This window comes from Nonomuraea sp. NPDC049684, assembly GCF_044465345.1.
GTDB lineage: Bacteria > Actinomycetota > Actinomycetes > Streptosporangiales > Streptosporangiaceae > Nonomuraea.
On the sequence record NZ_JBITLO010000005.1, the window covers coordinates 328,698 to 354,008 of the forward strand.

The 25,311-nt window shown below is 67.5% G+C and carries 22 protein-coding genes, 1 tRNA gene and 1 pseudogene; 10 read left to right on the forward strand and 14 right to left on the reverse strand.

The window, feature by feature from the left end; translation table 11 throughout:
- Window positions 1-121: 121 nt before the first annotated feature.
- From ACIBST_RS18710 to htpX, 7 genes and pseudogenes are all read left to right on the forward strand, one after another.
- Window positions 122-1,639 (forward strand): 4Fe-4S binding protein, encoded by a 1,518-nt coding sequence (locus tag ACIBST_RS18710; RefSeq protein ID WP_397173535.1) that lies wholly within the window; start codon window positions 122-124, stop codon window positions 1,637-1,639.
- Window positions 1,636-2,196 (forward strand): NADH-quinone oxidoreductase subunit J, encoded by a 561-nt coding sequence (locus ACIBST_RS18715; RefSeq protein WP_352322488.1) that lies wholly within the window; start codon window positions 1,636-1,638, stop codon window positions 2,194-2,196. Before ACIBST_RS18710 ends, ACIBST_RS18715 begins: the two co-directional genes overlap by 4 nt.
- Window positions 2,196-2,492, forward strand: a pseudogene (nuoK, locus tag ACIBST_RS18720) (NADH-quinone oxidoreductase subunit NuoK); the annotation flags it as partial. The gene ACIBST_RS18715 and the pseudogene nuoK, both read left to right, overlap by 1 nt.
- Window positions 2,493-2,653: 161 nt before the next feature.
- Window positions 2,654-4,597 carry an NADH-quinone oxidoreductase subunit L gene (locus tag ACIBST_RS18725; protein WP_397173047.1) on the forward strand — a complete coding sequence of 648 codons (1,944 nt, stop codon included), beginning with the start codon at window positions 2,654-2,656 and terminating at the stop codon, window positions 4,595-4,597.
- Window positions 4,594-6,237, forward strand: a complete 1,644-nt coding sequence (locus tag ACIBST_RS18730; RefSeq protein WP_397173049.1) for a NuoM family protein — start codon at window positions 4,594-4,596, stop codon at window positions 6,235-6,237. The genes ACIBST_RS18725 and ACIBST_RS18730 overlap by 4 nt, the downstream gene beginning before the upstream one ends.
- Window positions 6,234-7,784 (forward strand): NADH-quinone oxidoreductase subunit N, encoded by a 1,551-nt coding sequence (locus tag ACIBST_RS18735; protein ID WP_397173051.1) that lies wholly within the window; start codon window positions 6,234-6,236, stop codon window positions 7,782-7,784. Before ACIBST_RS18730 ends, ACIBST_RS18735 begins: the two co-directional genes overlap by 4 nt.
- Before the next feature lie 180 nt (window positions 7,785-7,964).
- Window positions 7,965-8,816, forward strand: a complete 852-nt coding sequence (gene htpX, locus ACIBST_RS18740; RefSeq protein WP_397173052.1) for a zinc metalloprotease HtpX — start codon at window positions 7,965-7,967, stop codon at window positions 8,814-8,816.
- 152 nt (window positions 8,817-8,968) lie between these two features.
- On the opposite strand, the gene ACIBST_RS18745 is transcribed toward htpX, so the two are convergent.
- Window positions 8,969-9,439: an NUDIX hydrolase gene (locus ACIBST_RS18745; protein WP_397173054.1), complete on the reverse strand. Its 471-nt coding sequence runs from the start codon at window positions 9,437-9,439 to the stop codon at window positions 8,969-8,971.
- Between the two features lie 102 nt (window positions 9,440-9,541).
- Window positions 9,542-10,033 (reverse strand): YajQ family cyclic di-GMP-binding protein, encoded by a 492-nt coding sequence (locus tag ACIBST_RS18750; RefSeq protein ID WP_397173056.1) that lies wholly within the window; start codon window positions 10,031-10,033, stop codon window positions 9,542-9,544.
- 228 nt (window positions 10,034-10,261) lie between these two features.
- Between ACIBST_RS18750 and ACIBST_RS18755 the strand changes: the two genes are divergently transcribed.
- From ACIBST_RS18755 to ACIBST_RS18765, 3 genes are all read left to right on the forward strand, one after another.
- Complete coding sequence (locus tag ACIBST_RS18755) at window positions 10,262-10,942, forward strand: sulfotransferase family protein (RefSeq protein WP_397173537.1); 681 nt, start codon at window positions 10,262-10,264, stop codon at window positions 10,940-10,942.
- An 87-nt stretch (window positions 10,943-11,029) separates the two neighbouring features.
- Window positions 11,030-11,111: transfer RNA gene (locus ACIBST_RS18760), tRNA-Tyr, on the forward strand.
- 555 nt (window positions 11,112-11,666) lie between these two features.
- A complete protein-coding gene (locus ACIBST_RS18765; protein ID WP_397173058.1) occupies window positions 11,667-16,049 on the forward strand; it encodes a hypothetical protein in 4,383 nt (1,460 codons plus the stop codon).
- 52 nt (window positions 16,050-16,101) lie between these two features.
- Here ACIBST_RS18765 and ACIBST_RS18770 read toward each other — a convergent pair whose 3' ends face one another.
- From ACIBST_RS18770 to ACIBST_RS18825, 12 genes are all read right to left on the reverse strand, one after another.
- Window positions 16,102-17,490 (reverse strand): tyrosine-type recombinase/integrase, encoded by a 1,389-nt coding sequence (locus tag ACIBST_RS18770; protein WP_397173059.1) that lies wholly within the window; start codon window positions 17,488-17,490, stop codon window positions 16,102-16,104.
- Entirely contained in the window at window positions 17,490-17,687 is a 198-nt protein-coding gene (locus ACIBST_RS18775) for a helix-turn-helix transcriptional regulator (protein ID WP_397173060.1), read from the reverse strand. Before ACIBST_RS18775 ends, ACIBST_RS18770 begins: the two co-directional genes overlap by 1 nt.
- 13 nt (window positions 17,688-17,700) lie before the next feature.
- Window positions 17,701-19,263 carry a YfjI family protein gene (locus ACIBST_RS18780; RefSeq protein ID WP_397173062.1) on the reverse strand — a complete coding sequence of 521 codons (1,563 nt, stop codon included), beginning with the start codon at window positions 19,261-19,263 and terminating at the stop codon, window positions 17,701-17,703.
- Window positions 19,260-20,156, reverse strand: a complete 897-nt coding sequence (locus ACIBST_RS18785) for a bifunctional DNA primase/polymerase (RefSeq protein ID WP_397173064.1) — start codon at window positions 20,154-20,156, stop codon at window positions 19,260-19,262. The genes ACIBST_RS18780 and ACIBST_RS18785 overlap by 4 nt, the downstream gene beginning before the upstream one ends.
- Window positions 20,157-20,179: 23 nt before the next feature.
- Window positions 20,180-20,398, reverse strand: a complete 219-nt coding sequence (locus ACIBST_RS18790) for a hypothetical protein (protein ID WP_397173065.1) — start codon at window positions 20,396-20,398, stop codon at window positions 20,180-20,182.
- Window positions 20,399-20,538: 140 nt separating this feature from the next.
- Window positions 20,539-22,794, reverse strand: a complete 2,256-nt coding sequence (locus ACIBST_RS18795; protein ID WP_397173067.1) for a cell division protein FtsK — start codon at window positions 22,792-22,794, stop codon at window positions 20,539-20,541.
- Window positions 22,791-23,156, reverse strand: coding sequence for a hypothetical protein (locus ACIBST_RS18800; protein WP_397173068.1), 366 nt, complete (start codon window positions 23,154-23,156; stop codon window positions 22,791-22,793). The genes ACIBST_RS18795 and ACIBST_RS18800 overlap by 4 nt, the downstream gene beginning before the upstream one ends.
- Window positions 23,156-24,136 carry a DUF2637 domain-containing protein gene (locus tag ACIBST_RS18805; RefSeq protein ID WP_397173070.1) on the reverse strand — a complete coding sequence of 327 codons (981 nt, stop codon included), beginning with the start codon at window positions 24,134-24,136 and terminating at the stop codon, window positions 23,156-23,158. Before ACIBST_RS18805 ends, ACIBST_RS18800 begins: the two co-directional genes overlap by 1 nt.
- Window positions 24,133-24,327 carry a hypothetical protein gene (locus tag ACIBST_RS18810; protein WP_397173072.1) on the reverse strand — a complete coding sequence of 65 codons (195 nt, stop codon included), beginning with the start codon at window positions 24,325-24,327 and terminating at the stop codon, window positions 24,133-24,135. Before ACIBST_RS18810 ends, ACIBST_RS18805 begins: the two co-directional genes overlap by 4 nt.
- A complete protein-coding gene (locus tag ACIBST_RS18815) occupies window positions 24,324-24,698 on the reverse strand; it encodes an RRQRL motif-containing zinc-binding protein (RefSeq protein WP_397173073.1) in 375 nt (124 codons plus the stop codon). The genes ACIBST_RS18810 and ACIBST_RS18815 overlap by 4 nt, the downstream gene beginning before the upstream one ends.
- A complete protein-coding gene (locus tag ACIBST_RS18820) occupies window positions 24,699-25,028 on the reverse strand; it encodes a WhiB family transcriptional regulator (protein ID WP_397173075.1) in 330 nt (109 codons plus the stop codon). It lies immediately after the preceding gene.
- Between the two features lie 17 nt (window positions 25,029-25,045).
- Entirely contained in the window at window positions 25,046-25,213 is a 168-nt protein-coding gene (locus ACIBST_RS18825; protein WP_357966596.1) for a hypothetical protein, read from the reverse strand.
- Between the last annotated feature and the right edge of the window lie 98 nt (window positions 25,214-25,311).

The window sequence follows — 25,311 nt, forward strand, 5'->3', positions numbered from 1 at the left end:
CATCACTCTTCGCCACATGCTGCGCAAATCCGTCACCCAGCAGTATCCCGAGGTCAAGCCGGCTCTTCCGCCGCGCAGTCGAGGTGTCATCGCCCTCGTTGAGGAAAATTGCACCTCTTGCATGCTCTGTGCCCGAGAGTGCCCCGACTGGTGCATCTACATCGACTCCCACAAGGAGACGATCCCGGCGCCGGAGGGCGGGCGTCCCCGTCAGCGCAACGTGCTCGACCGGTTCGCCATCGACTTCGCGCTGTGCATGTACTGCGGCATCTGCATCGAGGTCTGCCCCTTCGACGCGCTCTTCTGGTCTCCGGAGTTCGAGTACGCCGAGGGTGACATCCGGAACCTTCTTCACGAGAAGGACAAGCTGGCGTCCTGGACCCAGACCGTCCCGCCGCCGCCCGCCCACGATCCCGGCGCCGAACCTCCCAAGGAGCTCACGGCGGCCCCTCGCCGTCCCGCCGCCCGTACCGGAACCACCCGCCCCGGAGCGGCGCCTGAGGCCCCCGGCCCCGCCGGAGCCGGGCGCCGCGCCCCGCGAGAGCGGGCGGACGCCACGGGCGAAGCAGCGGCCCCCCTGGGGACGGGCACCGCGCGACCGGGGGCGGCCCCGCAGGGCGAGCGTGCCCGCAGGGGAGCGACGGGCGTCCCGGGCGAGGGCGCCACCGAGCCGGGAGCCGTGCCACCGGGGAGCGGAGAACCTGGGGCGGCTGCCTCCGGTGCGACGCCGGGCGCCGACTCCGAGACCGGCACCACATCGACGCTCGGCCCCGACTCCGCCGTGAGCGCAACCTCCGGCACCGGCCCCGCCGTGAGCGCAACCCCCGACGCGGGCTCCGCCACAAGCGCAACTCCCGGCCCCGAAGCAGCGCGCCGTCCTGAAGGCGGGGAAGCCGCCCCTGCCCCCGAGGGCGCCGCAGCAGGTGACGCCGGACGGGCCGCCGCGACTCCGCCTTCTGGCAGCACCGACGCGGGCCCGTCGGCCGGAGGCGTCGAAGAGCGTGCCGGCGCCGACCGGGAAGAGCAGGCAGGTGAGAAGGCCGGCTCCGCGGAAGCTCCCGAGGCCGCCCCCGGCGAAGGCCCGGCCGCGCCTCCGCCCCCCGCGGGCCGCCGCGAGCGCACGCGCAGGCCCATGTCCAACGTACGAGGCATCCGTCCTCCAGGCGCTCTCCCGCCCAGCCCGCAGCCGTCCGAACCGTCCTCCGCAACTCCCGCCCCCGCAGAGGGCCAGGAACCGGAAGACACTCGCCCGTCCGACACAAAGCCCCCGAAACCACCGACAGCGGCAAGCCCGTCAGACGTGACGGAAGGCGACGTTCCCCCCGCGGCGGAGGGCGCCGCGCCGCGCGTCCATGAGGACGACGCCGCAGCTCCGGCAGGCGAGGAGCCGAACCGCCGCCCGCCCGGCCAGGGCACCCCAGCCCCGGACGAGCACCCGCCGGGAACGCCTTCATCCACAGGCGAGCGGCCCTCGAACGGGTTTTCCACAGGCGCGGGTGAACCGTCTCCGGAACCCGGCCCGGACGAGCAGACTTCTTCCGCGAGCCCCCGCAGGCGCCGGATGGCGGACCCGAGGTCCATCCGACCGCCGGGGCGGCTTGGCCCTGACGACACAGAGGAGTCCGAGGAGGAGTCGTGACCGAGGCGGTGCCCTCCTACCTGTCACCCACCGGGCAAGAGATCGTCTTCTTGCTGCTGGGAGCGGTAGCGGTTGGATCGGCGCTGCTCGTCGTCACGACCCGGCAACTCGTCCACGCCGCCCTGTGGCTCGTGGTGTCCTTCGGCGCGCTCGCGGGCGGCTACCTGGTGCTGACGGCCGAGTTCGTGGCCTGGGTCCAGGTGCTCATCTACGTGGGCGCGGTGGTGGTCCTGATGCTGTTCGGCATCATGCTCACCCGTGCCCCGATCGGCCGTTCCGCCGACCTCGACAGCGGCAACCGGCCGGTGGCCGCCCTGGTGGCGGTGGCGACCGCCGCGGTCCTGGTCACGGTCGTGATCGACGGTTTCCGCACGGCGTACACCCCGCTCACGCCGGGCCAGGGGGCGGCCAAGGAACTGGGCGCCAGCGTCTTCGCCACCTGGGTGCTGCCGTTCGAGGCGTTGTCCGTGCTGCTGCTCGCCGCATTGATCGGAGCCATCGTGCTGTCCCGTACGGACATCCCCGGCTCGCCGCCCGATCAGACCGGGGGTCACTAGTGCACATCGTCTACCCGGCGGTCGTCTCCGCGCTGCTGTTCTCCGTGGGCGTCTACGGCGTGCTGGCCAGGCGCAACACGATCCTCGTGCTGATGTCGGTCGAGCTGATGCTCAACGCCGTCAACCTCAACCTGGTGGCGTTCGACGTGTGGCTGCGCGACCGGCTGCACAGCGGCCAGGTGCTCACCCTCTTCGTCATCGTCATCGCCGCCGCCGAGGTCGGTCTCGGCCTGGCGATCGTCCTGGCCCTCTACCGCAACCGCCGCACCGTCGACCTCGACCACCTCCGTGAGCTGTCCGAGCCTGCCGACGAACGCCCTGCCCTGGTCCCGAGCGGCGTCCGCCCGACCGCCACCCCCGCCGCTGACACCATGCCGCCCTCTCCCGACGACCACCGTCCGGCCGGCTCGGGCCGGCCCCTCTCGGACGACCACCGCGCCGGGCGAGGGGGCGAGCTGTGACGACGTTCCCGCTGCTGGCCGTGTTGCTGCCGGCCATCGCCGCCGCCACCGGCCTGCTGCTCTCCCGCTGGCCGCACGGCCGCCCCGCTGTCCAGGGACAACCGCCGGGCCGAGCGCGGCTGGCGGCGGCCGAGAAGACTGCCGGCGAACGCGCCAACACCCGAGCCGCCTGGATCGCCGTCATCCCGACCGCGGCGTCGGCCGTCCTGGCTCTCCGGCTGGCCTGGGGGCCGGGCTTCACGTTCCTCGAAGGCGGCGCCCCCACACAGCCCGTGGGCCGCACGTACGGCTCGATCGTCACCGGCGGGGTCCCGATCTCGCTGACCCTGCTGGCCGACGACCTGTCGGCCGTCCTCGGCGTCCTGGTGACGCTGGTGGCGCTCGCCGTGCAGGTCTACTCGGTCGGCTACCTCAAAGACGATCCCCGCTACCCCTCCTACAGCGCGTTCATCAGCCTGTTCACCAGTGCCATGCTCCTGGTGGTCTACGCGGGCGACCTCCTGGTCCTCTACGTGGGCTGGGAGATCATGGGCCTGTGCTCCTACCTGCTCATCGGTCACTGGTGGGAAGACCGGGGCAATTCGCGCGCGGCGGTCAAGGCGTTCCTCGTCACCCGGCTCGGCGACGTCGGCTTCCTGTTCGGCATCTTCGTCCTCGGCACGGCGGCGGGCAGCTTCCGCGTCGCCGACGTGCTGGCGAAGGTGCCCGACATGTCCGCGGCCACCCTGACGACGGCCACCATGCTGCTGCTGTGCGGCGTCGCCGGCAAGAGCGCCCAGGTGCCGCTGCACTCCTGGCTCCCGGACGCCATGGCCGGCCCGACCCCGATCAGCGCCCTGATCCACGCCGCCACCATGGTCGCCGCGGGCATCTTCATCGTGGCCAGGCTCTTTCCCGCCTTCCTCGCCGCCCGTCCCACGCTCGACGTCCTGGCCGTCATCGCCGCGATCGGCATGCTGGGCGCCGCACTGGCCGCGTTCGCCCAGGACGACCTGAAACGCGTGCTGGCCTACTCCACGGTCAGCCAGCTCGCCTACATGGCCGGCGGCCTGGCCGCGGGCTCCGATCGGGCGGCGATCTTCCACCTGGTGACCCACGGGGCGTTCAAGGCGCTGCTGTTCCTGTGCGCGGGCGTGGTGATCCACCACGTCGGCTCCAACCTGATGACCCAGATGGGCGGGTTGCGCCGTGAGCTGCCGGTCACGTTCGCAACGATGACGGTGGGGTTCGCCGCTCTGATGGGCCTCCCGCCGGCCAGCGGCTTCTTCAGCAAGGACGGCGTCCTGGCGGCCATGGCCGGCGCGCTGGCCGGCGGCCGCCTCACGGACGCCGCCGCCCTGCTCCTGTACGGCTGCGCCCTCGCCACCGTCGCCGTCACCGGCGCGTACGCCACCAGAGCCTGGCTCCGCACCTTCTTCGGGCCGCCGCGGGTGGTGGCGCTCCCCGAGCCCGAGCCCGGCACGGCCCACGTCGTCGACGTCACCGAGGCCCCCAGGACCATGCTCGTGCCCGTCGTGCTCCTCGCGGTCCCCGCCCTGCTGCTGGGCTTCGCGGGGCGGCCGCACGTCGACCTGGGGGTGGCCGCCATCAGCGTCGTGCTCGCCCTGCTCGGCGCGGGCGTCGTCTATGCCGTCTGGCGCGGCGATCCCGTCACCGACCCGGCACGCCTGCTGGGCCCTCTACGGGTGCCCTGCGAGCGCGCCTTCTACGTCGACGACGTCTACGCGGCGCTGTTCGTCCGCCCGATCACGGCCCTGGCCCGGCTGGTCGTCAGAACGGACGACGTGGTCGTGGACGGCGCCGTCCGCGGGTCGGGCCGCACCGCCCGCGGCCTGTCCGGATGGCTGCGCCTGGCCCAGAACGGCAACGTCCAGCTCTATGTCAGCGGCGTTCTCGCCGGCGTGATCCTGATCGCGGTGGGGGCGGTGATGCTCACATGACGGGCTGGCTGTCGGTCGCGCTGCTCGCCGTGCCCCTGCTCGGCGCGCTCGTGCTCCTCCTCGCCCCCGGCGCGCTCCGCCCGGTCCTGCGCACGTACGGCTTGATCCTGTCGGGGATCACGCTGGCATTGGCCCTGGTCATGGCGGCCACGTTCGACCACGGGCGGCCGACGAGCCTGCAGTTCGCGCTCGACCAGCCGTGGATCCCCGGCCTGGGGCTCCGGTTCCATCTGGGCGTCGACGGCATCTCCCTGCCGCTGGTCGTCCTCACCGCGCTGCTGACGTTCCTCTGCTTCGGCTACCTGTCCTGGGGCCGGCCCCGCACGCCCGGCCGCTTCCTGGGCAACAGGCCGAGGGCGCTGGTGTTCACGCTGCTGGTGCTCGAAGTCGGCATGATCGGCACGTTCCTCGCCCTCGACCTGCTGCTCTTCTTCGTCTTCTTCGAGGTCGTGCTGATCCCGATGTACTTCCTGATCGGCATCTGGGGCGGCGCCGGGCGGCGGGCGGCGTCGGTCAAGTTCATCCTGTACACGCTGCTCGGCTCGGTCGTGATGCTCCTCGGCCTGCTGCTCGTCTGGGCGCGTACCGGCACGCTCGACATGGCCGAGCTGGCCGCGGCACACGGCGCAGGGATGTCCAGGTCCGTGCAGATCCTGGCGTTCGTGGCGATCGGTGTCGGCCTGGCGGTCAAGACGCCGATGTGGCCCCTGCACACCTGGTTGCCCGACGCCCACACCGAGGCCCCGACCGTCGGCTCGGTGCTGCTGGCCGGAGTGCTGCTGAAGATGGGCACGTACGGTTTCGCCAGGATCGCCATCCCCGTCCTCCCCGAGGGGGCGACGGCGGTGGCGCCGTGGCTGGGGGCGTTCGCCGTGGCGGGCATCGTCTACGGCGCTTTGGCGTGCCTGGCCCAGCGCGATCTCAAGCGCATGATCGCCTACTCCTCCGTGGGCCACATGGGTTTCGTCCTGCTCGGCTTCGCCACGCTGACCCCGGTCGGCGTCAACGGCGCCCTGTTCGCGAACGTCGCCCACGGTCTGATCACCGGCCTGCTGTTCTTCCTCGCCGGCGGGATCAAGGACCGCTACCGCACGGCCGACATGCCGAGCCTCGGCGGCGGTCTGCTGGCCACGATGCCGCGCCTGGGATCGGTGCTCACGTTCGCCGCGATCGCCTCTCTCGGGCTGCCCGGCCTGGCCGGGTTCTGGGGGGAGATGCTGGCGCTGCTGGGGGCGTTCCAGCCGGCGAGCGGCCTGCCGCCGGCGCTCTTCCGCACGTACATGGTGATCGGCGGCCTGGGGGCGGTCCTGACGGCCGCGTACTTCGTGCTCATGCTGTCCCGCGTCACCCACGGCCGCCCGTCGGGAGCCGCGCGGCAGCGGGAGCCCCAGCCGGAGGGGGAGACTCCGGACGAACGTCCCGTAGTGCCTCTCGGCTCGGCGGAGTCGCTCGCGGGGCGGCCGGCGACCGCGACGCTCGAAGCCGGGAACCCCACGCAGCGCATCGACGACCTCCGGTCCCACGAAGCGGCGGCGTGGACCCCGCTGGTGGTCCTGATCGTGCTTTTCGGGCTCTGGCCCGGTCTCCTGCTCTCACTCACCACGCCGGTGGCGCAGACCCTGCTGGGAGCCCTGCCATGACTCAGCAGATCGACTACTTCGTCATCGCGCCGCCGCTGGCGTTGGCGGTGGTGGCCGGGCTCGTGCTGCTGCTCGACGTGTTCCTGCCCGCCGCGACGCGCACCCGCACCGCGCTCGGGCTGGTGACCTTGGCGGGGGTCGTCGTGGCCCTCGGGTTCGTGATCGCGCAGGCCGCGGGCGGCACGTCCCGGGCGACGTTCTGCGTGCCGCCGGATCTCGCGACCGGGGGAGCGGGCACGCTCTGCTCGTTCGTCGCCGACCGGTTCACGACGGCCTTCGCGGGGCTGGTGCTCGTCGCGGCCCTGGTGGTCGTGCTGATGTCGATGACGGAGCTGGCCGGGGGCGGCATCCCGGCCGGTGAGTGGTACTTCCTGCTGCTGTGCACCCTCGTCGGCGCGGTGACCCTGCCTGCCTCCCGCGACCTGATCATGCTCGTGGTGGCGCTCGAACTGGTCTCGCTGCCGGTGTTCGCTCTCACCGCGCTCAGACGCTACGACGGCCGCGCCTCCGAGGCCGCGGTCAAGCTCTTCGTCGTGTCGGTCGTGTCCACGGCCGTCATGCTGTTCGGCGTCTCCCTCCTGTACGGCGTCTCCGGTGCGGTTCACCTCTCCCGCCTGGCGGCCGTCCTGGGCGGCCGGATCCCGGCGCCGGGAGCGGCGGCGGGCACGCATTCCACGGCCTTGGCGACGGCCCACGGGCTGCCCGCGGTCGTCACGGTGGGCGTCGTCCTCGTGGCGGCCGGGTTCGCGTTCAAGGTCGCGGCCGTGCCGTTCCACTCCTGGGCGGCGGACGTCTACCAGGGCGCGCCCGTCCCGGTGGCGGCCCTGCTCTCGGTCATCTCCAAGGCGGCCGGGTTCGCGGGGCTCATCCTGGTCCTGGTCGCCGGGCTGGCCGGCCAGTCGTCCACCTGGGGGCCGGTGATCGCGGTCGTCTCGGCGCTGACCATGACCGTGGGCAACCTGCTCGCCATGCGTCAGCGGTCGGCCGTCCGCATGCTGGCCTGGTCCTCGGTCGCGCAGTCCGGCTACATCCTGGCCCCGCTGGCGGTCGCCGCCACGGCGGCCACGTCCCAGGCCGCGGCCGGCACATCCGTCGCGTACCTGGTCATCTACGCGGCCATGAACCTCGGAGCCTTCGCCGTCGTCATGCTCGTCTCCAGGGCCGCCCCGCGCAACGAGCTCGACGACTATCGCGGCCTCGTCCTGCGCAGCCCGGCGGCCGGCATCGCGCTGGCGTTCTGCCTGGTCTGCCTGGCCGGGCTGCCGCCGGGGCTGGCCGGCCTCTTCGCCAAGGTCTTCGTGTTCCGGACGATCGTCGAGGGCGGCCTCGGCTGGCTCGCGCTGGTCATAGCCGTCAACACCGTGATCGGCCTCTACTACTACGCCGCCTGGGCGGCCCGCCTCTTCGCTCCTCCCGGGGAGACACGCCTGCGTGGCTCGTCCCTGCCTGCGTGGCTCGCCGTCGGCCTGGCCCTGGCCGTGGCGATCCTCTTCTCGCTCGCTCCGCAGCTCGTGCTGGACATGACGTCCTTATCGGCCACGAGCTGACCGGAAGCAGGTCATGACACCGGCTGTCCCCGTTGCGGCCAGCCGGGCCGCAACGCGCCCCGCTACCCGGCGGACACGGGGGTAAGTCGCGCTCCGCCCGCAGCTGAGCACGCCGGGGAACGATAGACCGGGTCATCGTCGTTGGACGAGGTGAAACCCGGACCACGAAGGGGGGAGACCTTGCACCACAACGGTCTGCGTACCGCCATCCTCCTGGGAGGTCTGTCCGCGTTCATCATCGTGATGGGCGCGTGGCTCGGGGGTGGCACCGGCCTGCAGATCGCGCTCGTGCTGGCCCTGCTGAGCAACGGCGTCGCCTACTTCTTCTCCGACCGCATCGCGCTGTCGGCCATGCGGGCCAGGCCGGTCAGCGAGGTCGAGCACCCTACGCTCTACCGGATCGTCCGCGAGCTCTCCACCGAGGCGCGCCAGCCGATGCCGCGGCTGTACATCTCCCCGACGGTCCAGCCCAACGCCTTCGCGACCGGCCGCAGCCCGCGGAAGGCCGCCGTGTGCGTCACGTACGGCCTGACCCAGTTGCTCGACGAGCGCGAGCTGCGCGGCGTGATCGGGCACGAGCTGTCCCACGTGTACAACCGGGACATCCTCGTCTCGTCCGTGGCCGGTGCGCTGGCCACGATGATCACATGGGTCAGCTACGTCGCCGTCTTCTTCGGCGGCTCCGACGACGACGAGGGGCCCGGGTTCGTGGGCGCCCTGCTGATGATGATCCTCGGGCCCGTGGCGGCCGGCATGGTCCAGATGGCCATCTCCCGCACCAGGGAGTTCCAGGCCGACGAGTCGGGCGCGCGGCTCACGGGCGACCCGCTGGCCCTGGCCTCGGCCCTTCGCAAGATCGAGATGGGTGCGCGCAGGCTGCCGCTTCCCGAGAACAGCCGTCTCACGTCGGCTTCCCACATGATGATCGCGAACCCGTTCAGCGGATCCGGCCTCGGCCGCCTCTTCTCGACGCATCCGCCCACGTCGGAGCGGGTGGCGAGGCTGGAGCGCATGGCCGGCTACCGCCGCTGACCTTCCCGGCCGGCACGAAGTGCGGGGGACACGTCCGTGCTGAATGCGCCAGGGCCTCCGAAATCGACCGAGAGTCCCGAAAGGGGCTCACCCGTCATCCTGCTCTTGGGCGGTCCTGCTGCCGCGATCAGGGCCTTCCGGCGACGCCGGGACTATCCGGGCTCTCCGGCCACAGAGATCCTCCTCAGGATGGACGGCAGGTCCTCCGGGAAGAAGGTCTCCTCGGTGCTCTCAAGTTCCTCCGCGCTCCACCACCGGTGCCCGGTCGTCGTCTCCTTCTCGATCTGCTCCATGTGCTCGAACGAGACGGCGGCGTCGTGCACCCGGATCGCGAAGAAGGTCTGGTCCTGCGTGATCACATAATCGGACCAGCAGAACTCGATCGTGCTCGTCCCGTACGGCCCGGTGAACTCCTCCACCTCCCGCCGGATCCCGACCTCCTCGTACAGCTCGCGCGCGGCGGCCTGCCGAAGCTCCTCCCCGGCCTCCGCAGCGCCCCCGATGGTGAACCAGAACGGCTCGTCCGGCAGTTGCGGATCAAAGCCGTGCAGCAGCAGCACCCGGTCTTTCGCGTCGAGGGGCAGGACGCGTGCCGTGAAGCGGCGCAGGGGGATCTTCGTCACGGTGGTCGAGCCTACGATGCCGGATTCGCCCGTTCCAACGCGAACTCAGGCCCGAGGCACAAGAAGGCGCGTACGCCGCCATGTGCCCCGGATGCCGACCTGTTAGCGGTAGTTCACGAATTGCAGAGCGATGTCCAGATCCTTGCCCTTGAGCAGAGAAATGACGTCCTGCAGATCGTCCTTCTTCTTCGAGCTGACCCGCAGCTCCTCGCCCTGGATCTGCGCCTTGATGCCCTTGGGGCCCTCGTCGCGGATCAGCTTGGAGATCTTCTTGGCGTTCTCCTGGTCGATGCCCTCCTTGAGGGTGACCAGCATGCGGTATTCCTTGCCCGACAGCCTGGGCTCGCCCGCGTCGAGGATCTTCAGCGAGAGCCCGCGCTTGACCACCTTCTCCTTGAACACGTCGAGTGCGGCATTCGCGCGCTCCTCGCTGTTCGCCTTGATCTCGATGTTGTCCTGACCGGACCAGCTGATGCTCGCCCCGGTGCCCTTGAAGTCGAAGCGGTGTCCGATCTCCTTGACCGTCTGGTTCAGCGCGTTGTCGACCTCCTGGCGGTCGATCTTGCTGACGATGTCGAAAGATGAATCGGCCAAAACACCCATCCTCTCGGCTGTGAAAGCGTTATTCGGGATCCCGCCTCTCCGCCGTAGGCGAAACCGCTCCGCCGTACGTCGAATGCGCGGACCCAGCGAACGAGCCTAGCCAGCATCGGCGCGCCGTGCAGTCCACGTGGGCGTGCGGCGGCTTGATGCCGGGCCCTCGGCGACGGATCATGCCTGTGGGCCCACATTTCGCAGTTTCCGATCGCATTGGTAGGGATCATGCGAGTCATCGGAGCCGGCTTCGGCCGCACCGGAACCTTGTCCACCAAGACCGCGCTGGAACGTCTGGGCTTCGGCCCATGTCACCACATGACGGAGGTGCTCCAGAATCCCGTCCACATCCGACGCTGGCTGGACCTCGCCGAAGGCCGTCCGGTCACCTGGGAAACCCTCATGGCTGGGTACGACTCCTGCGTCGACTGGCCGGCCGCCGCGTACTGGCGCGAACTCGCCCAGCACTACACCGACGCCAAGGTCATCCTCACCGTCCGCGACCCGGAACGCTGGCTGGCCAGCATGAACGCCACCATCTTCAAACAGTCGGCCCGCGCCCGCACCTGGTCGGGCCGGACGATGGCCACGCTCTCCCGCCTCCTCGACACGGACTTCGCGGCATTCATCCGGATGACCCGGCTGGTCGTGAGCGAACGCGTCTTCGGCGGCGGCATCCCCGACACCGAACTCGCGCTGAAGATCTTCAACGAACACGTGGAGGAGGTCAAAGCCACCATCCCCCAAGACCGCCTGCTGGTGTTCGAAGTAGCCCAGGGCTGGCAGCCGCTATGCGACTTCCTCGGCGTACCCGTCCCGGACGAACCCTTCCCCAGAACCAACGACGCGGCAGGCTTCGACCAGCACGCACGCGGGATGGGACGCCTGCTGTTCCGGCGCAGCCGGTGACCACGATCCGGCTGGGGACAAACTGGTGTCACGTACACCTCGGAAGTCCGCTATTCTTCTGTCTGTCGCCGCGAGAGCGGATGGCACGGCAGGTTGCCCGAGTGGCCAAAGGGAGCGGTCTGTAAAACCGTCGGCTCAGCCTACGCAAGTTCGAACCTTGCACCTGCCACATCAGCGGGAAGAGGCCCGTCACCAGCGGAAACGCGGTGACGGGCCTCTCGCGTTGTGTCCGGCCCTCCACGGCGATCACCGGCGCCCTACGGCCTCTCACGGCCAATACGCGGCCAAGTTCCGGGACAGCGCCCAGCTCATACATCCGTCCTGCCTCGCCTCACGTGTCGGCGTCCAGCATGGTGGTGCTCGTTGGGGCCCCTGGACGGATGCGCTGGCTTCACGTGGTGCTGTGGGTGTGCATACTGTCCTGCTCGCCTCTGCCCACAAACGATCAACGCTGCCAGCGCGGCAGCCGGTTTGGTCTGGCTCTTGGTGCTCGTGAAACACGTAGGGCCTCGCACTGCTACAGGTGCGGCTAGTCTGGGTCGAAACTCCGGACTGTGCAGTCGGAAGCCTTGTCGCATGCTTGGCCTCGATCAGAGGGCATCAGCAGCGTTGCCATCTCCTGTGGCACGGTCGGCTGGCGATTCAGGGAGGCAGAATTGTGAGCCCTCGATCGGGTGGTGAAGCTGACAAGCTGGGCAATCACTACGAGGGTGCATGGATCGTCATGCACATTCTTGAAGTGTTGGCTGGCACCGCCGAGTCAGTGACAGTTGAAGAGCTTGGCGAGATAGGTACGGGTGCCGAATTCACGCTTCGCCGCAGCACTGTGGACGAGGTTCATCAGGTCAAACGACAACGTGGAAGCGCCAATAATTGGAGGCTCGGAGACCTCAACGCTGAAGGAGTTCTCAAAGCAGCCGAAAGTCATGTTGCTGCGGGACGTCAATATCACTTCGTGTCCACTATCCCGGCGCAAGAGCTACACGATCTGGCTGAGCAGGCCCGTCATTCATCGGACATTGTGACGTTCGTAGATAGTCTTACAAGTAGCGCTCAGCAGAGATTTAATTACCTAAGTTCGACCATCTACGGATCGCCTCAAGCAGCGTGGGAGACGTTGCGAGGGATATGGGCCCACTGTTCTAGTGAGCGTGACATTCGCAACCGAAATGCTGCGTTTGCCGGTGTCTTCCTGGCCGGGGCATCAGGTGCTGCTGCAGCGGCAGCCCTAGCCGATCTTGTGTATGAGAATCTGTCGAGTACGCTCGATAAACAAGCTATTGCTGGTCGGCTTGCAAATTATCAGCTTGAGTTGATTCCGCCAGGCGCGCCTGCGTCGCTGCATGCGACCGTTAGTGAGGTGCACGATAGCTGGAAAGTGAACATAGCGCGCGAGTTGCTACGTCCAGCTATTCCTAGGGCTGAGTCCGTCGAAATTACCGAGCATCTTGTTAGCGACGAAACTGCTTGTGTGTTTGCTGTCGGTGCTGGCGGCGCAGGTAAGAGCGCCGTCCTATATGAGGTTGTCGAGCGGGTTGAGTCATATGGTTGGCCTGCTCTTGCCCTGCGCCTCGACCGGCATGAGCCGTTTTCGTCGACGGCAGAACTTGGGAATCGTTTCGGACTGCAGTCTTCGCCGACCACAGTGCTAGCTCGGGTAGCACGCAATCGGCCGAGCCTTCTGGTGATAGATCAGCTTGATGCGGTAAGTAAAGCATCAGGGCGCATGCCACAGACTTTCGAAGCAGTAGCTGACCTAGTCCGCGAGGCCGCAGCGTTCTCGGGCATGCGAGTGATTCTCGCCTGCCGAAAGTTCGACCTTGACAATGATGATCGCATCCGGACCCTGGTGAAAGATCGGCGCGCGAGCGAGGTTCTCATTACGGAGCTGTCGGACGAACAGGTGGTCTCCGCAGTCGAGGCACTAGGAGTTGATTCGAGTCGTTTGACTCGGCAGCAGAAATCTCTTCTACGTCTGCCGCTCCACCTCAAACTTCTTAAAGCCATCGCGGACAGGGCCGACGTTTTTTCTTTCACAAGCACAAGGGACTTGTTCAACGCGTACTGGGATCACAAGCGGCGCGACTGCCGAGTTCGGCGTGGGGGGACGGTGCGGTTTGCGGAAGTCATAGCACTGCTAGCAGATGACATGAGTGCTAGGCAGCGGCTTGCGTCCCCCGTGTCTATACTGGATAACACTGACCTACTAGACGATGCCGACGTTCTGGCCTCCGAGCATGTCATTGTTCGAGACGGCCAACAGTACGCGTTCTTTCACGAGGAATTCTTCGACTATGCCTTCGCGCGCCGATGGACTCGACGTGGGCAGTCGCTTGTAACTTTCCTGCTTTCAAGCGAGCAAGAGCTTTTCCGTCGAGCGCAAGTACGCCAGATCCTGTCCTACATCCGCGATGAAAGTCCGGAGCGATTCGTGCAGGAGGTGGAGAGCCTCCTTGTGGAGCCAAGAATCCGGTACCACATCAAACATGTGGCACTTGCACTTATCCGCTCGATGGATGCACCGACAGTCGCTGAATGGCAAATGGTAGAGCGGCTGTTGCGACGCGATGACCTGCCCTTCACTGACGAACTGTGGTTGTCGCTGCAGTCTCCTTCTTGGTTTGATCGTCTATATATCGAAGGCGCGTTCAACTCCTGGTTGTATGACGAAGATGAACAGCTTCAGGAACGGGCGCTACGGGCCATGCTCGGGGGTGCCACGGATTGGCCTGATCGTCTGGCAGAAGTAATCGGACCCCATGCAAGTAGCTCATCAAGATACCCGGTCTGGCTGAGGTGGATTGCACGCTTTGTGCAGGTCCACAAGTCTCGCACTTTGTTTGAGCTGGTGGTCGATGCCATTCTCCGCGGCGACTATGACGGTCGAGAAAATGAGCTTTTCATGTCGGTGTACGATCTCGGCAGTCATCGACCTGAGTGGGCGGTAGAGCTACTTGCGGCTTATTTGATCGATCGTCCTGCAGCTCTGGCGCTTGATGAGCGAGGCCGTGTCGAAGCGCTGAAGATCGCTGAACATGGTGCCATAGATTTGATTACGTCCGCTGCATCGGCTGCGGCGGTCAACTTCGTCAAAGTGATAGTGCCATATATGCTGCAGGTAATGGCGGTGACGGCATACGACCGTGAGGATGGTTATCGCATTGATCGGCACTTCATGCACCGCGGCTATGAGCCGCCATATCGCGATCTATCGGAAGCACTCGCGGTGGGTGCGCTCACAGCGCTGCAGAAATTTGTAGCGCAGCAACCGCACGACATGATGCCGCTGCTAGATGAACTCAGCCACGATCCGCACGAGGCTGCCCAGTGGTTGCTGTACGAGGCCCTGATCGCGGCCGGCCCGGCGCAAGCGGAGTATGCGGCCGGAGTGCTGCTCGATCGAGAAGGCGGTTTCGATGCTGTCAGGTACTCATGGGATGTCCGTCGTCTAGTACAAGCAATCAGCCCTCACCTGACGGATGAGTCCTTCATAAGGCTTGAGCAGGCCATCTTGGAATATCGGCCCGGCTGGGAAGGTCGTCCACCTGGGCGCGCATCGTTCGTTCTTCTTTCTGCTATGGACGAGACTAAGTTGTCTAGCGCTGGCCTTCGCCGTTTGGGTGAGCTGCGTCGTTTGTTTAATGAGGATCAGCCTAGCGACCCCATCATGCCAGTCGGAGGATTTCTGGGACCTCCCATCCCGCGGGAGGCAGCCGCGCGGATGAGTGATGAGCAATGGCTCCGTGCAATGGCAAAGCACAACACGGATTACGTGGAGTGGAGCATATTGAGAGGCGGGGCGCGAGAGCTCTCTCATGTTTTGCAGGCGGAGGTGAAGAACGATCCTGGCCGCTTCTGTCGCCTAGTTCTTCGTGTCGGACATGATGCGCACCCCGCCTATGCGGAGGCGATCTTGTTGGGACTTGCCGAGGCTGAGGCTCCTGTGGACAGCGCTCTAATTTTTCAGGCCGTCCGCCACATCGCTGCGCTGGGCCATGCTGCTCATGATCGCTGGTTGGGCTGGGCGCTGCGTAAATATGTCAAGGGGCAATTCCCGGTAGACCTGATCCACACTCTCATCGATCGCGCACTGTGGACGGGTGATTCAGGGCAGGAGTTCGTGCCCCAGGAGTTGGCAGAGGACGATCGTAATCGGGATAACTTGCTGGAGGAGGGGATCAATACGAGCCGGGGACAAAATGCTGAGGTGCTTGGTGATCTACTGATTTATGATGCTGACGGGCAGCGTACCGAGCAGGTCATCCCTGTACTTGAGCGGCTAGCCGCCGATCCCTCGCTGCCTGTACGAGCCTGTGTGGCCCACCTCGTTGGTGCTTGTCTCCGTCATGCGCGGCCGCAAGCAATTGAGGCTTTCCGCGTGCTCATCAACACAGATGACCAAATCCTTGCGACAAGGCACGTCGAGACCCTCATTCTTCATATCGGAAACAGCGATTTCGAGGAAGTTGAGCCGGTGATTCGGAGGATGTTGTCCTCGTCTCAATCCAGGGTCAGGCGCGTAGGTGGTCAGATGGCGGCCTATGCGGGGTTGGAGCTTGGCGCCAGTGAACTGCTGGCGGTTGCGCAGACCAGTGATGACGTATCAGTGCGGGTAGGAGTCGCCAGAGTTTGTGCTAGAAGGCTGCCGTTCACAGCCGATGCAGCTACTGCGGGAGCTGTCATCATCGGGTTCGTTGATGATAGGGACGAGGAAGTCCGAAAGGCCGCGGCTGAAGTCGCAGGCGCGCTGCGGAGTAAAGCACTGCGCCCCTTCGAACGGGAACTTTTCAAATTGGTAGCTTCTCGTGCATTCGAAGAAGCCGTCCCATATCTTCTGCTTACCCTAGGCGATGCATCGGATCGTGTTGACCGTTTGATTCTAGAATGCGCTCGGCGATACATTGAAGTCTACGGAACTAGTGCAGGTGATATGAGATCGCGCACGACTGTGGACGGAAGGAGGGTTGGGGAACTTCTTATGCGTGCCTATGTGCAAGCCTCGGATGTGCGTACCAAAGCTGAGGTGTTGGACGTCCTCGACATGCTACTTATGTCCGGCGCTTATGGCGTGGCGGAAATGGTAGATGCAGAAGCGCGCTGGGCTTGATCAGCGGAAGCGACGTGGTGGTAGTTCCTGGACAGTTATAGTCGTAGAGCTTTCACTCATACGGCAAGGCCCTGGTGGCGTACCAGATACGACGCATTGCCTCCCCCTGCTGCCCATGCACGCACTTGGCGTAGACGCGTAGTAGAACGTTAACGCTGTGGCCTGCCCATTCAGCAACTTGAGGTGCGGGGACGCCTGCGTTGAGCCAAGTGGATACGCATGCATGGCGTAGGTCGTAGGGGACGACCATCAGGGGGGAACTGGTCTCTGCTGGGGTGAACGCGTCTGCTCGGGCCTCGTGGAAGACCTTCAGGTAGGCGCGATCTGTCATAAGGCCGCCGCGCGGGCCGATGAAGATACGGCTGTCAGGACCGACACCGAACTCCTCGATGTGCCCCCGGAGCATCGTGCGGAGTTCTGGGTGAATGGGTACAGCGCGAGTCTCGCCGTCCGCACGATGCTTAAGTGCGCGGCGTTCACGGACCTTGCCGCTGTCTGTCCAGCGACTGCCGGCGCGGGGCTCGGCGTGGGTGAGGATCATCTCACCCCAGCCGTTCTCTGGGAGGCTGACGAGGTGCTCCTCGCGTAGGTCGACTACTTCTTCCGGTCGAAGGGCGGCGAAGTACATGCAGCCGAAGAACGCCTTCATGCGCTGGCCCCGCGCGCCCTGGCGCTCGACGGCGGCAAGGAAACGTCGTGCTTGTTCAACGTTGATCACGACACGTGGGTCCACGCCGGTGAGCGTGCGCGGCTTTGTCCACTTCACCGCCTTGAGAGGATTGGAGGATAGGGCGCCGATTTCCACGGCATACTCCATGGCGTTGTTCAGGCTCATGCGCTTACGGTTCGCGGTGTTGGCGGCGGCGGTCCTGCCGTCCTTGGTTCGGCTGAGCCGGTCGAGGACGTCGCGTGTGAGGAGGGCGCCCTTGCCGGGCTCCTCGAACGCCGTCATGGACACTGTGTTCGCTTCCAGCCACCGGAGTACTGTCGCGATTTCGGCCGGCGGTTCTGCCGCGGTCCGTACACGATCGCTGTATGCCCAGCGAAGGGCAGCACGTTGCGTGTTGGTGTCTGGTCCGCCGTTGTTCTTGGTCAGTAGGGCTTCGGTGGCGTCGGTTAGGGCTTCGGCGATGCCTCGGCGGTGGTTGGGCGCGGCGTAGCGCCACTTCGCTTCGACGTAGGAGAGCGTGAAGGTGAACCACGTGAGGGCGGTCTCCTCGCGCTGCCAGGAGATGGGGCGTCCTGTGGCGACGCTGAAGGCCTCGCCTTGCCGGGCGGCGGTCATGAGTTGGGCGCGGAAGCTCTCGGCGTGGGCCAGGGTGCGGAAGGGCTCCTTCCACTCGCGACCGTCCACGATCCAGCGGACGGTGTGAGTGGTGACCCTGGTGCCCTTGTACGTCTTGATCGCCCAGAAGCGGACGCTGTAGGTGGTCTTCGCCATCAGGCGGCGTCCTCTCGTTCGGTGAGCCAGCGGTCGAGTTCGGAACGGCGGATGCGCAGTTCGCGGTTGGCGAGGGTGATGCAGCGGGGGCCCTGTTTCTTGGCGCGCCAGTCGTAGAAGGTGGAGCGGGCGATCTTGAGTTCGGCGCAGACCTCGGCGACGGTGAGCTTTTCGTCGGTGCGGGTGCTTGTCTTCAAGGGCGATTCCTTGTCAGGCGGTGTGCTGGTGCAGGGTCGGGTGAACGGCGTAGGCCGGTGAGGGGCGGCGGCCGGGACCGGTGCGAGGCGGTTCGGGTTCGCGGCGGATCCAGCCGAGCTGTTCCAGAAGGTCGAGTGGTGTTTCCAGCTCGGCGACCTTGCGGAAGCGGTTACGTGGCAGTGCGGTGAAGGCTTCGCGGACGGTGAAGCGCTGCGGGTTGGTGCGCTGCAGCCAGGCGTGTACGACGCGGGCGGCTTCGAGGTCGGGGTCGGCGCCCATGGCGTCGAAGGTGGCCAAGGCGTGGGTGATGAAGTACTGGCCGATGGTGATGGCGGCGTTGACGGTGTCGGGGGTGATTGGGTGGCGCCAGCCGTCTTCGACGCGGCCGGCCAGGTGGATGAGGCCGGCGATGCGCATGACGGCGCCGTCGAACTTGCCGGCCCAGTCGGTGATGTGGCCGAGGTCGCCGGAGTCCGGGCGCAGGCGGCGTTCGGTGCTTCGGCGGTGCTCAGTGAAGATCTCGGCGGCTTCGGGTGACAGGACGAGCTGGGCGGGGTCGTGCCAGTCGTGCATGTCGATGGTGAGGCGTTGCAGGTTGGCGTCGTAGCGGGCGGCGATGTGTTCCGGGACGGTGGGTGCGTCGACGTTGCGGTAGCCGACGTTGCTTTTCGGGAGGCTGTAGAGGATGCGGCCGAGCAGGCCCTTGCCGCGGAAGCCGGGCATGGTGGCGATGTCGGAGACGATCTCGGGCTGGACGGCCAGGCCCATGGTCAGGACGGCTTGGTCGACGCGTTCGCTGCGCCCTCGACGGTCGATGATGAGCGGGTCTCCGGCGTGGCCTTTGAGGAACAGGTCCAGGTTGGGCGTGCCGGAGTAGCGGCCTGCGAGGGTGGCGAAGATGCCGCCCTCGGCGGACAGGACGGCGAGGCGGCCCCCTTGCTCCACGAGGATGGTAGAAGCGGATTCGGGTGTGACGTCGTCGGCCATGAGTCGTGGTTTGACCGGGACCTTGATCTCTTCTACGGCCAGGGCTGCGCTCTGGGCCTCGGCGATTGCCTCGGCAGCGGACTCGCCGCGTGCCGAGCTGGCCGCGCGAGCGGCCTTCTCGGCGAGGTCCTCGGCCAGGCGGCGGGCGACTCCGGCCTCGGTGATCTGCGGACCGATGCGGCTGAGCAGGGCACGTTCGGCGTGGATGAGCGGGTTGGTCATGGCGCGGAACACGGCGGACTTGCGTGACCCGGGTGGCATGGCGACCAGAACGAACAGGTTCACCGGCTCGACCCACGAGCCGCGGACGTTGACCACTGCCCGTCCGCCGGCCGCGGTGGACAGTGCGGCCAGGGCGACGCAGCCTGCCAGGTCGAGTGGTGTCTGTGTCTCCTCTGCTACGGCGCCGACGTGGTCGGCGACCCAGCCGGGAAGGGCGTGGACTGGGAAGGGCGGGAGTTCGCCGCGCTGGCCGAGGGGTGCCGGTGCGTCCCATGGTGCGGGTGCGTTGTGGAGGTCGGTGAGCTGCTTTGCGGCGCCGAGGTTGCTCAGGATGGTTTCGGCGGTGGGGCGTCCGTTGGTGGTCAAGCGGCTGCCCTCCTTGGTCGGCGTAGGCCGCTGTCGAGCCCGGAGCGGATGGTGTTGAACGCCTCGCGGAAGTCGAGCCCGATGGCCTCGGCTGCGTTGTGCAGGCATGCTTCGGCGAGGTTGCGTGGGAGCAGGCTGGCCGCGGTGAGCTGGCCCAGGGCGAAGGCGGCGAGGTTGAGGGTGTCGTTGCGTGTGCCGGGTACGGCGTCCAGCACTCGTTCGACCTCGCCACGCAGCGCCGCCAGGGCGTACCCGGCTGCCCGGTCCCCGCCGCAGGCGGCCAGCACTGCCCCCGCAGACGTGCTGGACGTGGGCGGCGCGGGAGAACTGAGACGCTCGGTCAGCCAAGCTGGAAGCGTGGCCGGAGTCGGGTCGTGCAGGACGTCGTAGGAGCCGCTGCCGTCCCGCTGGGTGACGTGGCTGCCGGGGCCGACGACGTAGCCGCCGTGAGCGCGGGTGTCGATCTTCCAGCCGAGCCTGCCGGCGGTGTTCCGGAGGTCGGTGTTGGCCGGGGTGGTGAAGTAGAGGTGGGTGCCGCCGCGTCGGGTGCGAACCGTGAAGGTCTCCAGTGGCAGCGGTTGGCTGGCTTGCTCGCAGAGCGAGGCCAGGACGTCCGCGCCGTCGTTGATGCCGGGCCGCGACCAGCCGGGTGGCGGCTGCTCGTTGGGCTTTGGTACGTCCAGGTCGAGCACCACCAGGCCGGACGGGCCGCAGGCGATGCCGATGTTGAACGGGGCGCGGGCCCACATGTGGCGGATGAGGGCGGTGTCGGTGGTGGCGTGCTGCTCCCAGGCGGTGAAGCCGGGCAGTGGGCGCTTGCCGTACGGGGTGAGTGGGAAGACGTGCCAGCCGCGAGCGGAGGCGGCCAGAGCGTAGCGGGTGAGGTCGTGCATGTGGATCTCCTCAGAGGGCGACATCAGCGGTTGCCGTCGCGGTGGAGGCGGCGGGCGTAGAAGTAGAGCTGCCAGCCGAGGCGGGGTCGCTTGCCGGTGCCGCTGCAGGCGCGGCAGATGCGGTTCTTGCCGCCGGGGCGGCATCGGGTGCAGCGGCCCCAGGGTGACGCGAGGCAGACGATGATGTAGCTGAGAGTGACGAACGGTAGGCAGACTGCTAGAAGGGCGATGACGCTGGCCATGAGGGCCTCCAGGGCCGTTTCCAGGGTTTCCGCAGGTCGGGCTCTAGGCCCTAGAGCCCTGGTAGAACAGGGTTTCGGGCTCTAGGGGAGCCTCTAGACCTAGAGGGGCGCGCCTCTAGGTCTAGAGGCGATCGGGTGAGCTACGACGCCTTGCCCTTGTCACGTTGGGTGATTGCGGTGGCGATGTCGTCGCGGGCGATGCCGATGCGGTTGGCGCCCCTGCCGCCGCCCTCCGGGGTGGCCCACACCTGCATGGTGCGGACGCCGTACGGCTTGAGCGCCGTGGTGAGCTGGGCGGTCTTCGCCCCGCCTTCCAGCGCCGCCCATGCGCCGTAGATGTCGGGTCGGAGTTCGGCCAGGCCATCCACGATGACCTCGTTCCAGACCTTGGTCTCGGACGGTGGGACCACGGCGAGGATGTCGGCCAGCAGGTCGAAGCTCGGCGCGGCCTGCTCGGCGGTCTCGCCGAGGGCGTAGCCGGTGAGCGTTCCTGCCGTCTTGCGCAGTGCATACGCGCGGTCGGCGATGAGCTGGGTTTCCGGGGTGTTGAGGTAGGCGGCCTTGACGACCTTCGGCATCGGCGTCGCGCCGACCAGGTAGCCGGTGCCGGCGTCCTTCTCCGGGACGAACACTGTGGCGCGGATGCCGTTCTTGTACGCCGAGGTGCCGAGGATCATGTCGTTTTCGAGCTGGCCGGCCACCCGCAGGCAGAAGCGGATGGAGACGTTCGCGGAGATGCCGGTGGGGAGGCTGTCGCGGTCCGGGCGCTGGGTGGCCAGGATCAGGACGACGCCCAGGGCGCGGCCGAGCTTGATGATGAACTCGGCGTCATCGCCTGCCTTGTCGCCGTACTCGGGGTGGGCGAACAGGTTCTGGCACTCGTCGATGATGCAGACCAGCGGATGCAGGCCCAGCGAGCGCTTGTCGGCGATCTGCCGGGTGACGCGCTTGTCCGGGCACAGGTCCGCGGGTAGGGCCTTGAGTGCGGCCGAGCGGCGCATGACCTCCTTGCGCAGCAGGGTCAGGGAGTCGGCGGCATAGGCGATGGCCTCGTCCTCGATGCCAGAGACATAGCGGTGGCAGACCTTGTCGTACGGGTCCAGGTCGCCGGTGCCCTTGAGCTCGTGGAACCACGCCTCGACCGTGGGATCGAGCACGATTCCGGCGGCCAGCTCGCGGATGGACGAGGTCTTGCCCTGGCCGGGCTGGGAGCCGATCAGCACGTTGTGCTGGATGAGCGGCACGGTGACCAGGCGGCCGCGCGGGTCGTTGCCGAACGGGACGCCCTTGAACACGTCGTGCGAGCCGGCCCGCTTGAGCGGGGAGCGCACGATGGTCTTGGACAGGTCCTTGTCGCCCACCCACAGGATCAGCCGTCCCTCGTGGACGGACGGGTCGCCCTCCGGCCAGATGCAGCCGAGCGGGCGGCGCAGCGCGCCGGACAGTTGCTTCCGCCTGTCCAGCACGTCGGCCACGGTCACGCCGTACGGCAGGTCGATGTCGGCGCGCCAGCCGGGGCCGTCGCGGGTGATCGGGGCGACGAACCGGATGGCGTCCTTGGGGTTCTTGGACAGGGCCTGCGTGATGCCGGCGATCCCGAGCACGCTCAGCGCGCGGACCACGATGTCACTGGTCAGCTTCTCCACCTCGGATGCCATGACGGCTCGGTTGATGAGCGGCCGGTCGGCGGGCTTGCCGAGGAGGCCCAGCACGGCCATGGCCACGGCGAGCGCTCCCCAGCGGGCGGCGGACGGCTCGTTGGCCGCGACGATGGCCAGGACCAGCAGCGCGATCAGGATCGTCCCGGTGATCCAGACGCGCAGCCGCACACGTGAGTCTCGTTGCCTGCTCAGCTTCAGGTACCCCTCGTAGTCGGATTTGCGGACGGCCGCCACGCGTGCGGGCTCGCCCTCCAGGTCGAACGTCCACCGCGCCATGCCGTTCACCAGGCGGACGAGGCCGCGCGGGGCGCGGGCGGTTAGTCGTCCGGCGTAGAGCGGGGCGCGGAGGGTCTGATAGCAGGCGACGTGCAGGTAGTGGAGGCTCGTCCAGCGGATGGTCTCGACGGCCTCGGAGCGGGAGCGTAGCCACAGCGGGATGATCGGCTGTCGGGTGGTCGCCTTCCGTTCCAGGCTCGCCCGCCAGTCCGTCCGGCTCGGACCGGGCTGGTCCACTCGGACGATCTCGCCATCAAGGACCGGTCCGTCCGCGTCGTTCCGCGCGGGCTTCTTCGGGTCCGGTTGCGTGCGGTCGGATTGGCGTCCGGACCGGGCGGCGTCGAGGTCGACGATGTCCGCCCCCTTGCCGTCCTGGCGGTCCGGGGTCGGTTCGTCGGACCGGTCTGGCCTGTCGTCCTCGTTCGGGTGGTGGTTGGGGTCGTCCGGTCGGTGAGTCATGATGAAGGCACCTCTGCTGCCTGATGGGTGGTGGGGTCCTGGGGCGCGGTCGTTGTCTTGGCGGATGAGGCCGCGCCCCACGTGACGGTCAGGGACGATGTGCGGTCGGACCGCGATTCGTCCGGGCGGTCGGTGGGTCTGTGGTCAGCGGTCGGCGACTGCGGTCCGACCGCTTGGGCGATGTCGAGTGCGGTCGGCAGGGTCAGCGCGAGCAGTTCGGCCAGGAGCATGGCGGTGGTGGCTTCGTCGCGGTCGAAGAGGCGTCCGGGGTAGCCGGTGACAGTCCATCCGCCCGCGCCGAGTTCGGCGACGTTCAGGCACCGGTCGGAGCTGATCCGGGTGCCCGTGATGGTCAGGCTCATCAGGCGGCCTCACCTTCGGGTGCGGGGCCTTCCGCTTTGAGCTGGGCCAGGAGAGCCCCCGCGCGGTCGGTCGAGATGCTCTGCCCGCGGTTGCGGATGGCGTCGCGGAGGCGGTCACGGGTGAGGGGCTCGCCCTGCGAGATCAGGTCAGCGGCGATGTGCCGTCCCAGTGGCAAGAGGTCTCCTACGTTCGGTGGTGTTGTGTTCTGGGGCCGCTTGGGTCCACGACCATGTCGCCTTGGAACGGCTGGCGGTAGCGCGGTGCTGGGGGCCTCCAGCTCCGGGAGTGCCACGGCCGGCAGTTGCGTGTGCTTGGGCGTGAGTTCGCCGAGGCGGTACAAGGCTCGCTCGCGACGGGTTGCTTTCCACCGCCACAGCGGGCCGTACTGGTCCTGAAGCTCCGTGCGAGCCAGGATGCGCTCGCGCTCCCTGCCCAGGGCTTCCGGGTAGCTGCGGATCTCCCAGAGCACCATGCGGCGCCAGAGGGAGACCGTCGCCAGCGGGGCGAGCAGCCAGCGTGAGCGGCGGATGCCGTCCATGTGGTCCGGCCTGGCCAGCTCGGCGTGCTTGCGGACGACGTGGGCGCCGACCTCGATGGCGATGACCCACAGGAGCGGCAGCAGGGCGTGCGCGACGACGGCGAACCAGTCCGTCGGTCCTGGTGTGGTGAGGTAGGCGGCCACGTTGAGGTAGACCGTCGCGGCGGTCAGGGCCCATGGGATGAAGCGGAGCCAGCCCAGGCGCATGCCGAGGCGGGCAAGGACGATGTCGAGCGCCGAGAACGCCGCGATCCCCAGGTCGATGCCGAGTGGAACGGTCCATGCGAACCACCCGAACGAGGGCTCGGCCGCCGTGGCGACGCGCTCGAAGCTGTTGACGAAGCCCAGGAGTCCGAGGGCGCCGGTGACGGCTGCGGTGGTGGAGATGGCGGTACGTTCGCCCTCGGTCAACGGGCGGGACGTGGCCTCGTTGGCGGTCATCGCGTGTCCCTTCTTTCGGTGGTTCGTGGGCGGCGTTCGCGGGTGGGGCGTCCGCTGCGGCTCATGCCGCGCTTGCGGTCGGTCTCCAGCCGTCCGTCACGTCCGGCTTCCGGTTGGTAGAGGCTCGGGAGCTTCTCGCCGTGGACGGTGACGCCGGGCCGCCCGGAGGTGTCGAGGGTGCGGCGGCTCATACGGCTGCCTCCTCGGCGCAGTCGAGGCACACGCCGAGGTGGCGCGGCAGCACGTAGCCGACGTCGATTAGGCATTCCGGGCAGGTCCGGCTGGTCTTGAAGATGTCGGTACGTCGGCGCGGGCTCGGGGTGCGCTTCGGCAGGGCGAACCGCACGTCGTACAGGGAAATGGCCCGAACGCGAGGCGGGCCGGGACGCCGGCCGCGCCACAGGGCCTGGGCCTGTGCGCCTTGAGGGCCAGGGCGCAGTCCCTGGGCGGCGAGCTGGTGGAGTGTGAGCAGGTGCGGCGGGACCAGGTGCCGTGGGTAGGTGGGAATGCCGTACCGGGCGCCGGACGGGTCCCAGAAGCGGGTGCGGATGCGGCTGGCCATTCAGGCCACCTCCATGTCTGCCAGGTCGGTGGTGTAGGTGGTCAGGGCGGCGGCCGGCAGGCCGGCCCAGATGCCCGAGGTCGGGCGGGTGCGCCTCGCGTACTGCTCGCACAGCGACAGGGCGGGGCAGGTGGCACAGACCTCGCGGGCGACGGCCTCGCGGGCGGCGCGCTCCTCGGTGCTCTCGATGGTGAGCCGTGGGCCGGTGTGCAGTTCTGGGTCGTACGTGCACTCGGGGAGCGGTGTCCCGCCGTCGGTCTGCCAGGTGGCTTCGATCTGGGCGAGCGACATGCGGGCCGGGTGGATGGGGCGGTTCGGGTTGTGAGTCACGGCGTCTCTTCCTGTGATCACTTGTTGACGGTGTGGACGAACCGAGCGAAGGACTCCGAAGCGCTCATGACCAGGTGGGCGGCGGCCTTGACGATGGTCGCCGCGCCCTCCGGGTCCTTCAGGGCGTAGAGCGCAGCGCAGATCGTCAGGACGGTCGGGAGCACTTTGCGCGGACGGATGAGCATGACGAGACCTCTCGGTTCGAGGACCTGTCGACCAGGTCCTAAGAGACATAGAACATGTACAGCTACGGAGAGTCAAGTGTGAGGGACTGGTTGTGTTG

What these genes read in the sequence shown, in the direction of transcription:
- ACIBST_RS18755 (WP_397173537.1), top strand. Translation starts at nt 10,262, where the DNA reads ATGCGAGTCATCGGAGCCGGCTTCGGCCGCACCGGAACCTTGTCCACC.
- ACIBST_RS18770 (WP_397173059.1), bottom strand. Translation starts at nt 17,490, where the DNA reads ATGGCGAAGACCACCTACAGCGTCCGCTTCTGGGCGATCAAGACGTAC.
- ACIBST_RS18710 (WP_397173535.1), top strand. Translation starts at nt 122, where the DNA reads ATGCTCTGTGCCCGAGAGTGCCCCGACTGGTGCATCTACATCGACTCC.
- ACIBST_RS18825 (WP_357966596.1), bottom strand. Translation starts at nt 25,213, where the DNA reads ATGCTCATCCGTCCGCGCAAAGTGCTCCCGACCGTCCTGACGATCTGC.
- ACIBST_RS18795 (WP_397173067.1), bottom strand. Translation starts at nt 22,794, where the DNA reads ATGACTCACCGACCGGACGACCCCAACCACCACCCGAACGAGGACGAC.
- ACIBST_RS18800 (WP_397173068.1), bottom strand. Translation starts at nt 23,156, where the DNA reads ATGAGCCTGACCATCACGGGCACCCGGATCAGCTCCGACCGGTGCCTG.
- ACIBST_RS18805 (WP_397173070.1), bottom strand. Translation starts at nt 24,136, where the DNA reads ATGACCGCCAACGAGGCCACGTCCCGCCCGTTGACCGAGGGCGAACGT.
- ACIBST_RS18785 (WP_397173064.1), bottom strand. Translation starts at nt 20,156, where the DNA reads ATGCACGACCTCACCCGCTACGCTCTGGCCGCCTCCGCTCGCGGCTGG.
- ACIBST_RS18730 (WP_397173049.1), top strand. Translation starts at nt 4,594, where the DNA reads ATGACGGGCTGGCTGTCGGTCGCGCTGCTCGCCGTGCCCCTGCTCGGC.
- ACIBST_RS18815 (WP_397173073.1), bottom strand. Translation starts at nt 24,698, where the DNA reads ATGGCCAGCCGCATCCGCACCCGCTTCTGGGACCCGTCCGGCGCCCGG.
- ACIBST_RS18765 (WP_397173058.1), top strand. Translation starts at nt 11,667, where the DNA reads ATGCACATTCTTGAAGTGTTGGCTGGCACCGCCGAGTCAGTGACAGTT.
- ACIBST_RS18810 (WP_397173072.1), bottom strand. Translation starts at nt 24,327, where the DNA reads ATGAGCCGCCGCACCCTCGACACCTCCGGGCGGCCCGGCGTCACCGTC.
- ACIBST_RS18790 (WP_397173065.1), bottom strand. Translation starts at nt 20,398, where the DNA reads ATGGCCAGCGTCATCGCCCTTCTAGCAGTCTGCCTACCGTTCGTCACT.
- ACIBST_RS18735 (WP_397173051.1), top strand. Translation starts at nt 6,234, where the DNA reads ATGACTCAGCAGATCGACTACTTCGTCATCGCGCCGCCGCTGGCGTTG.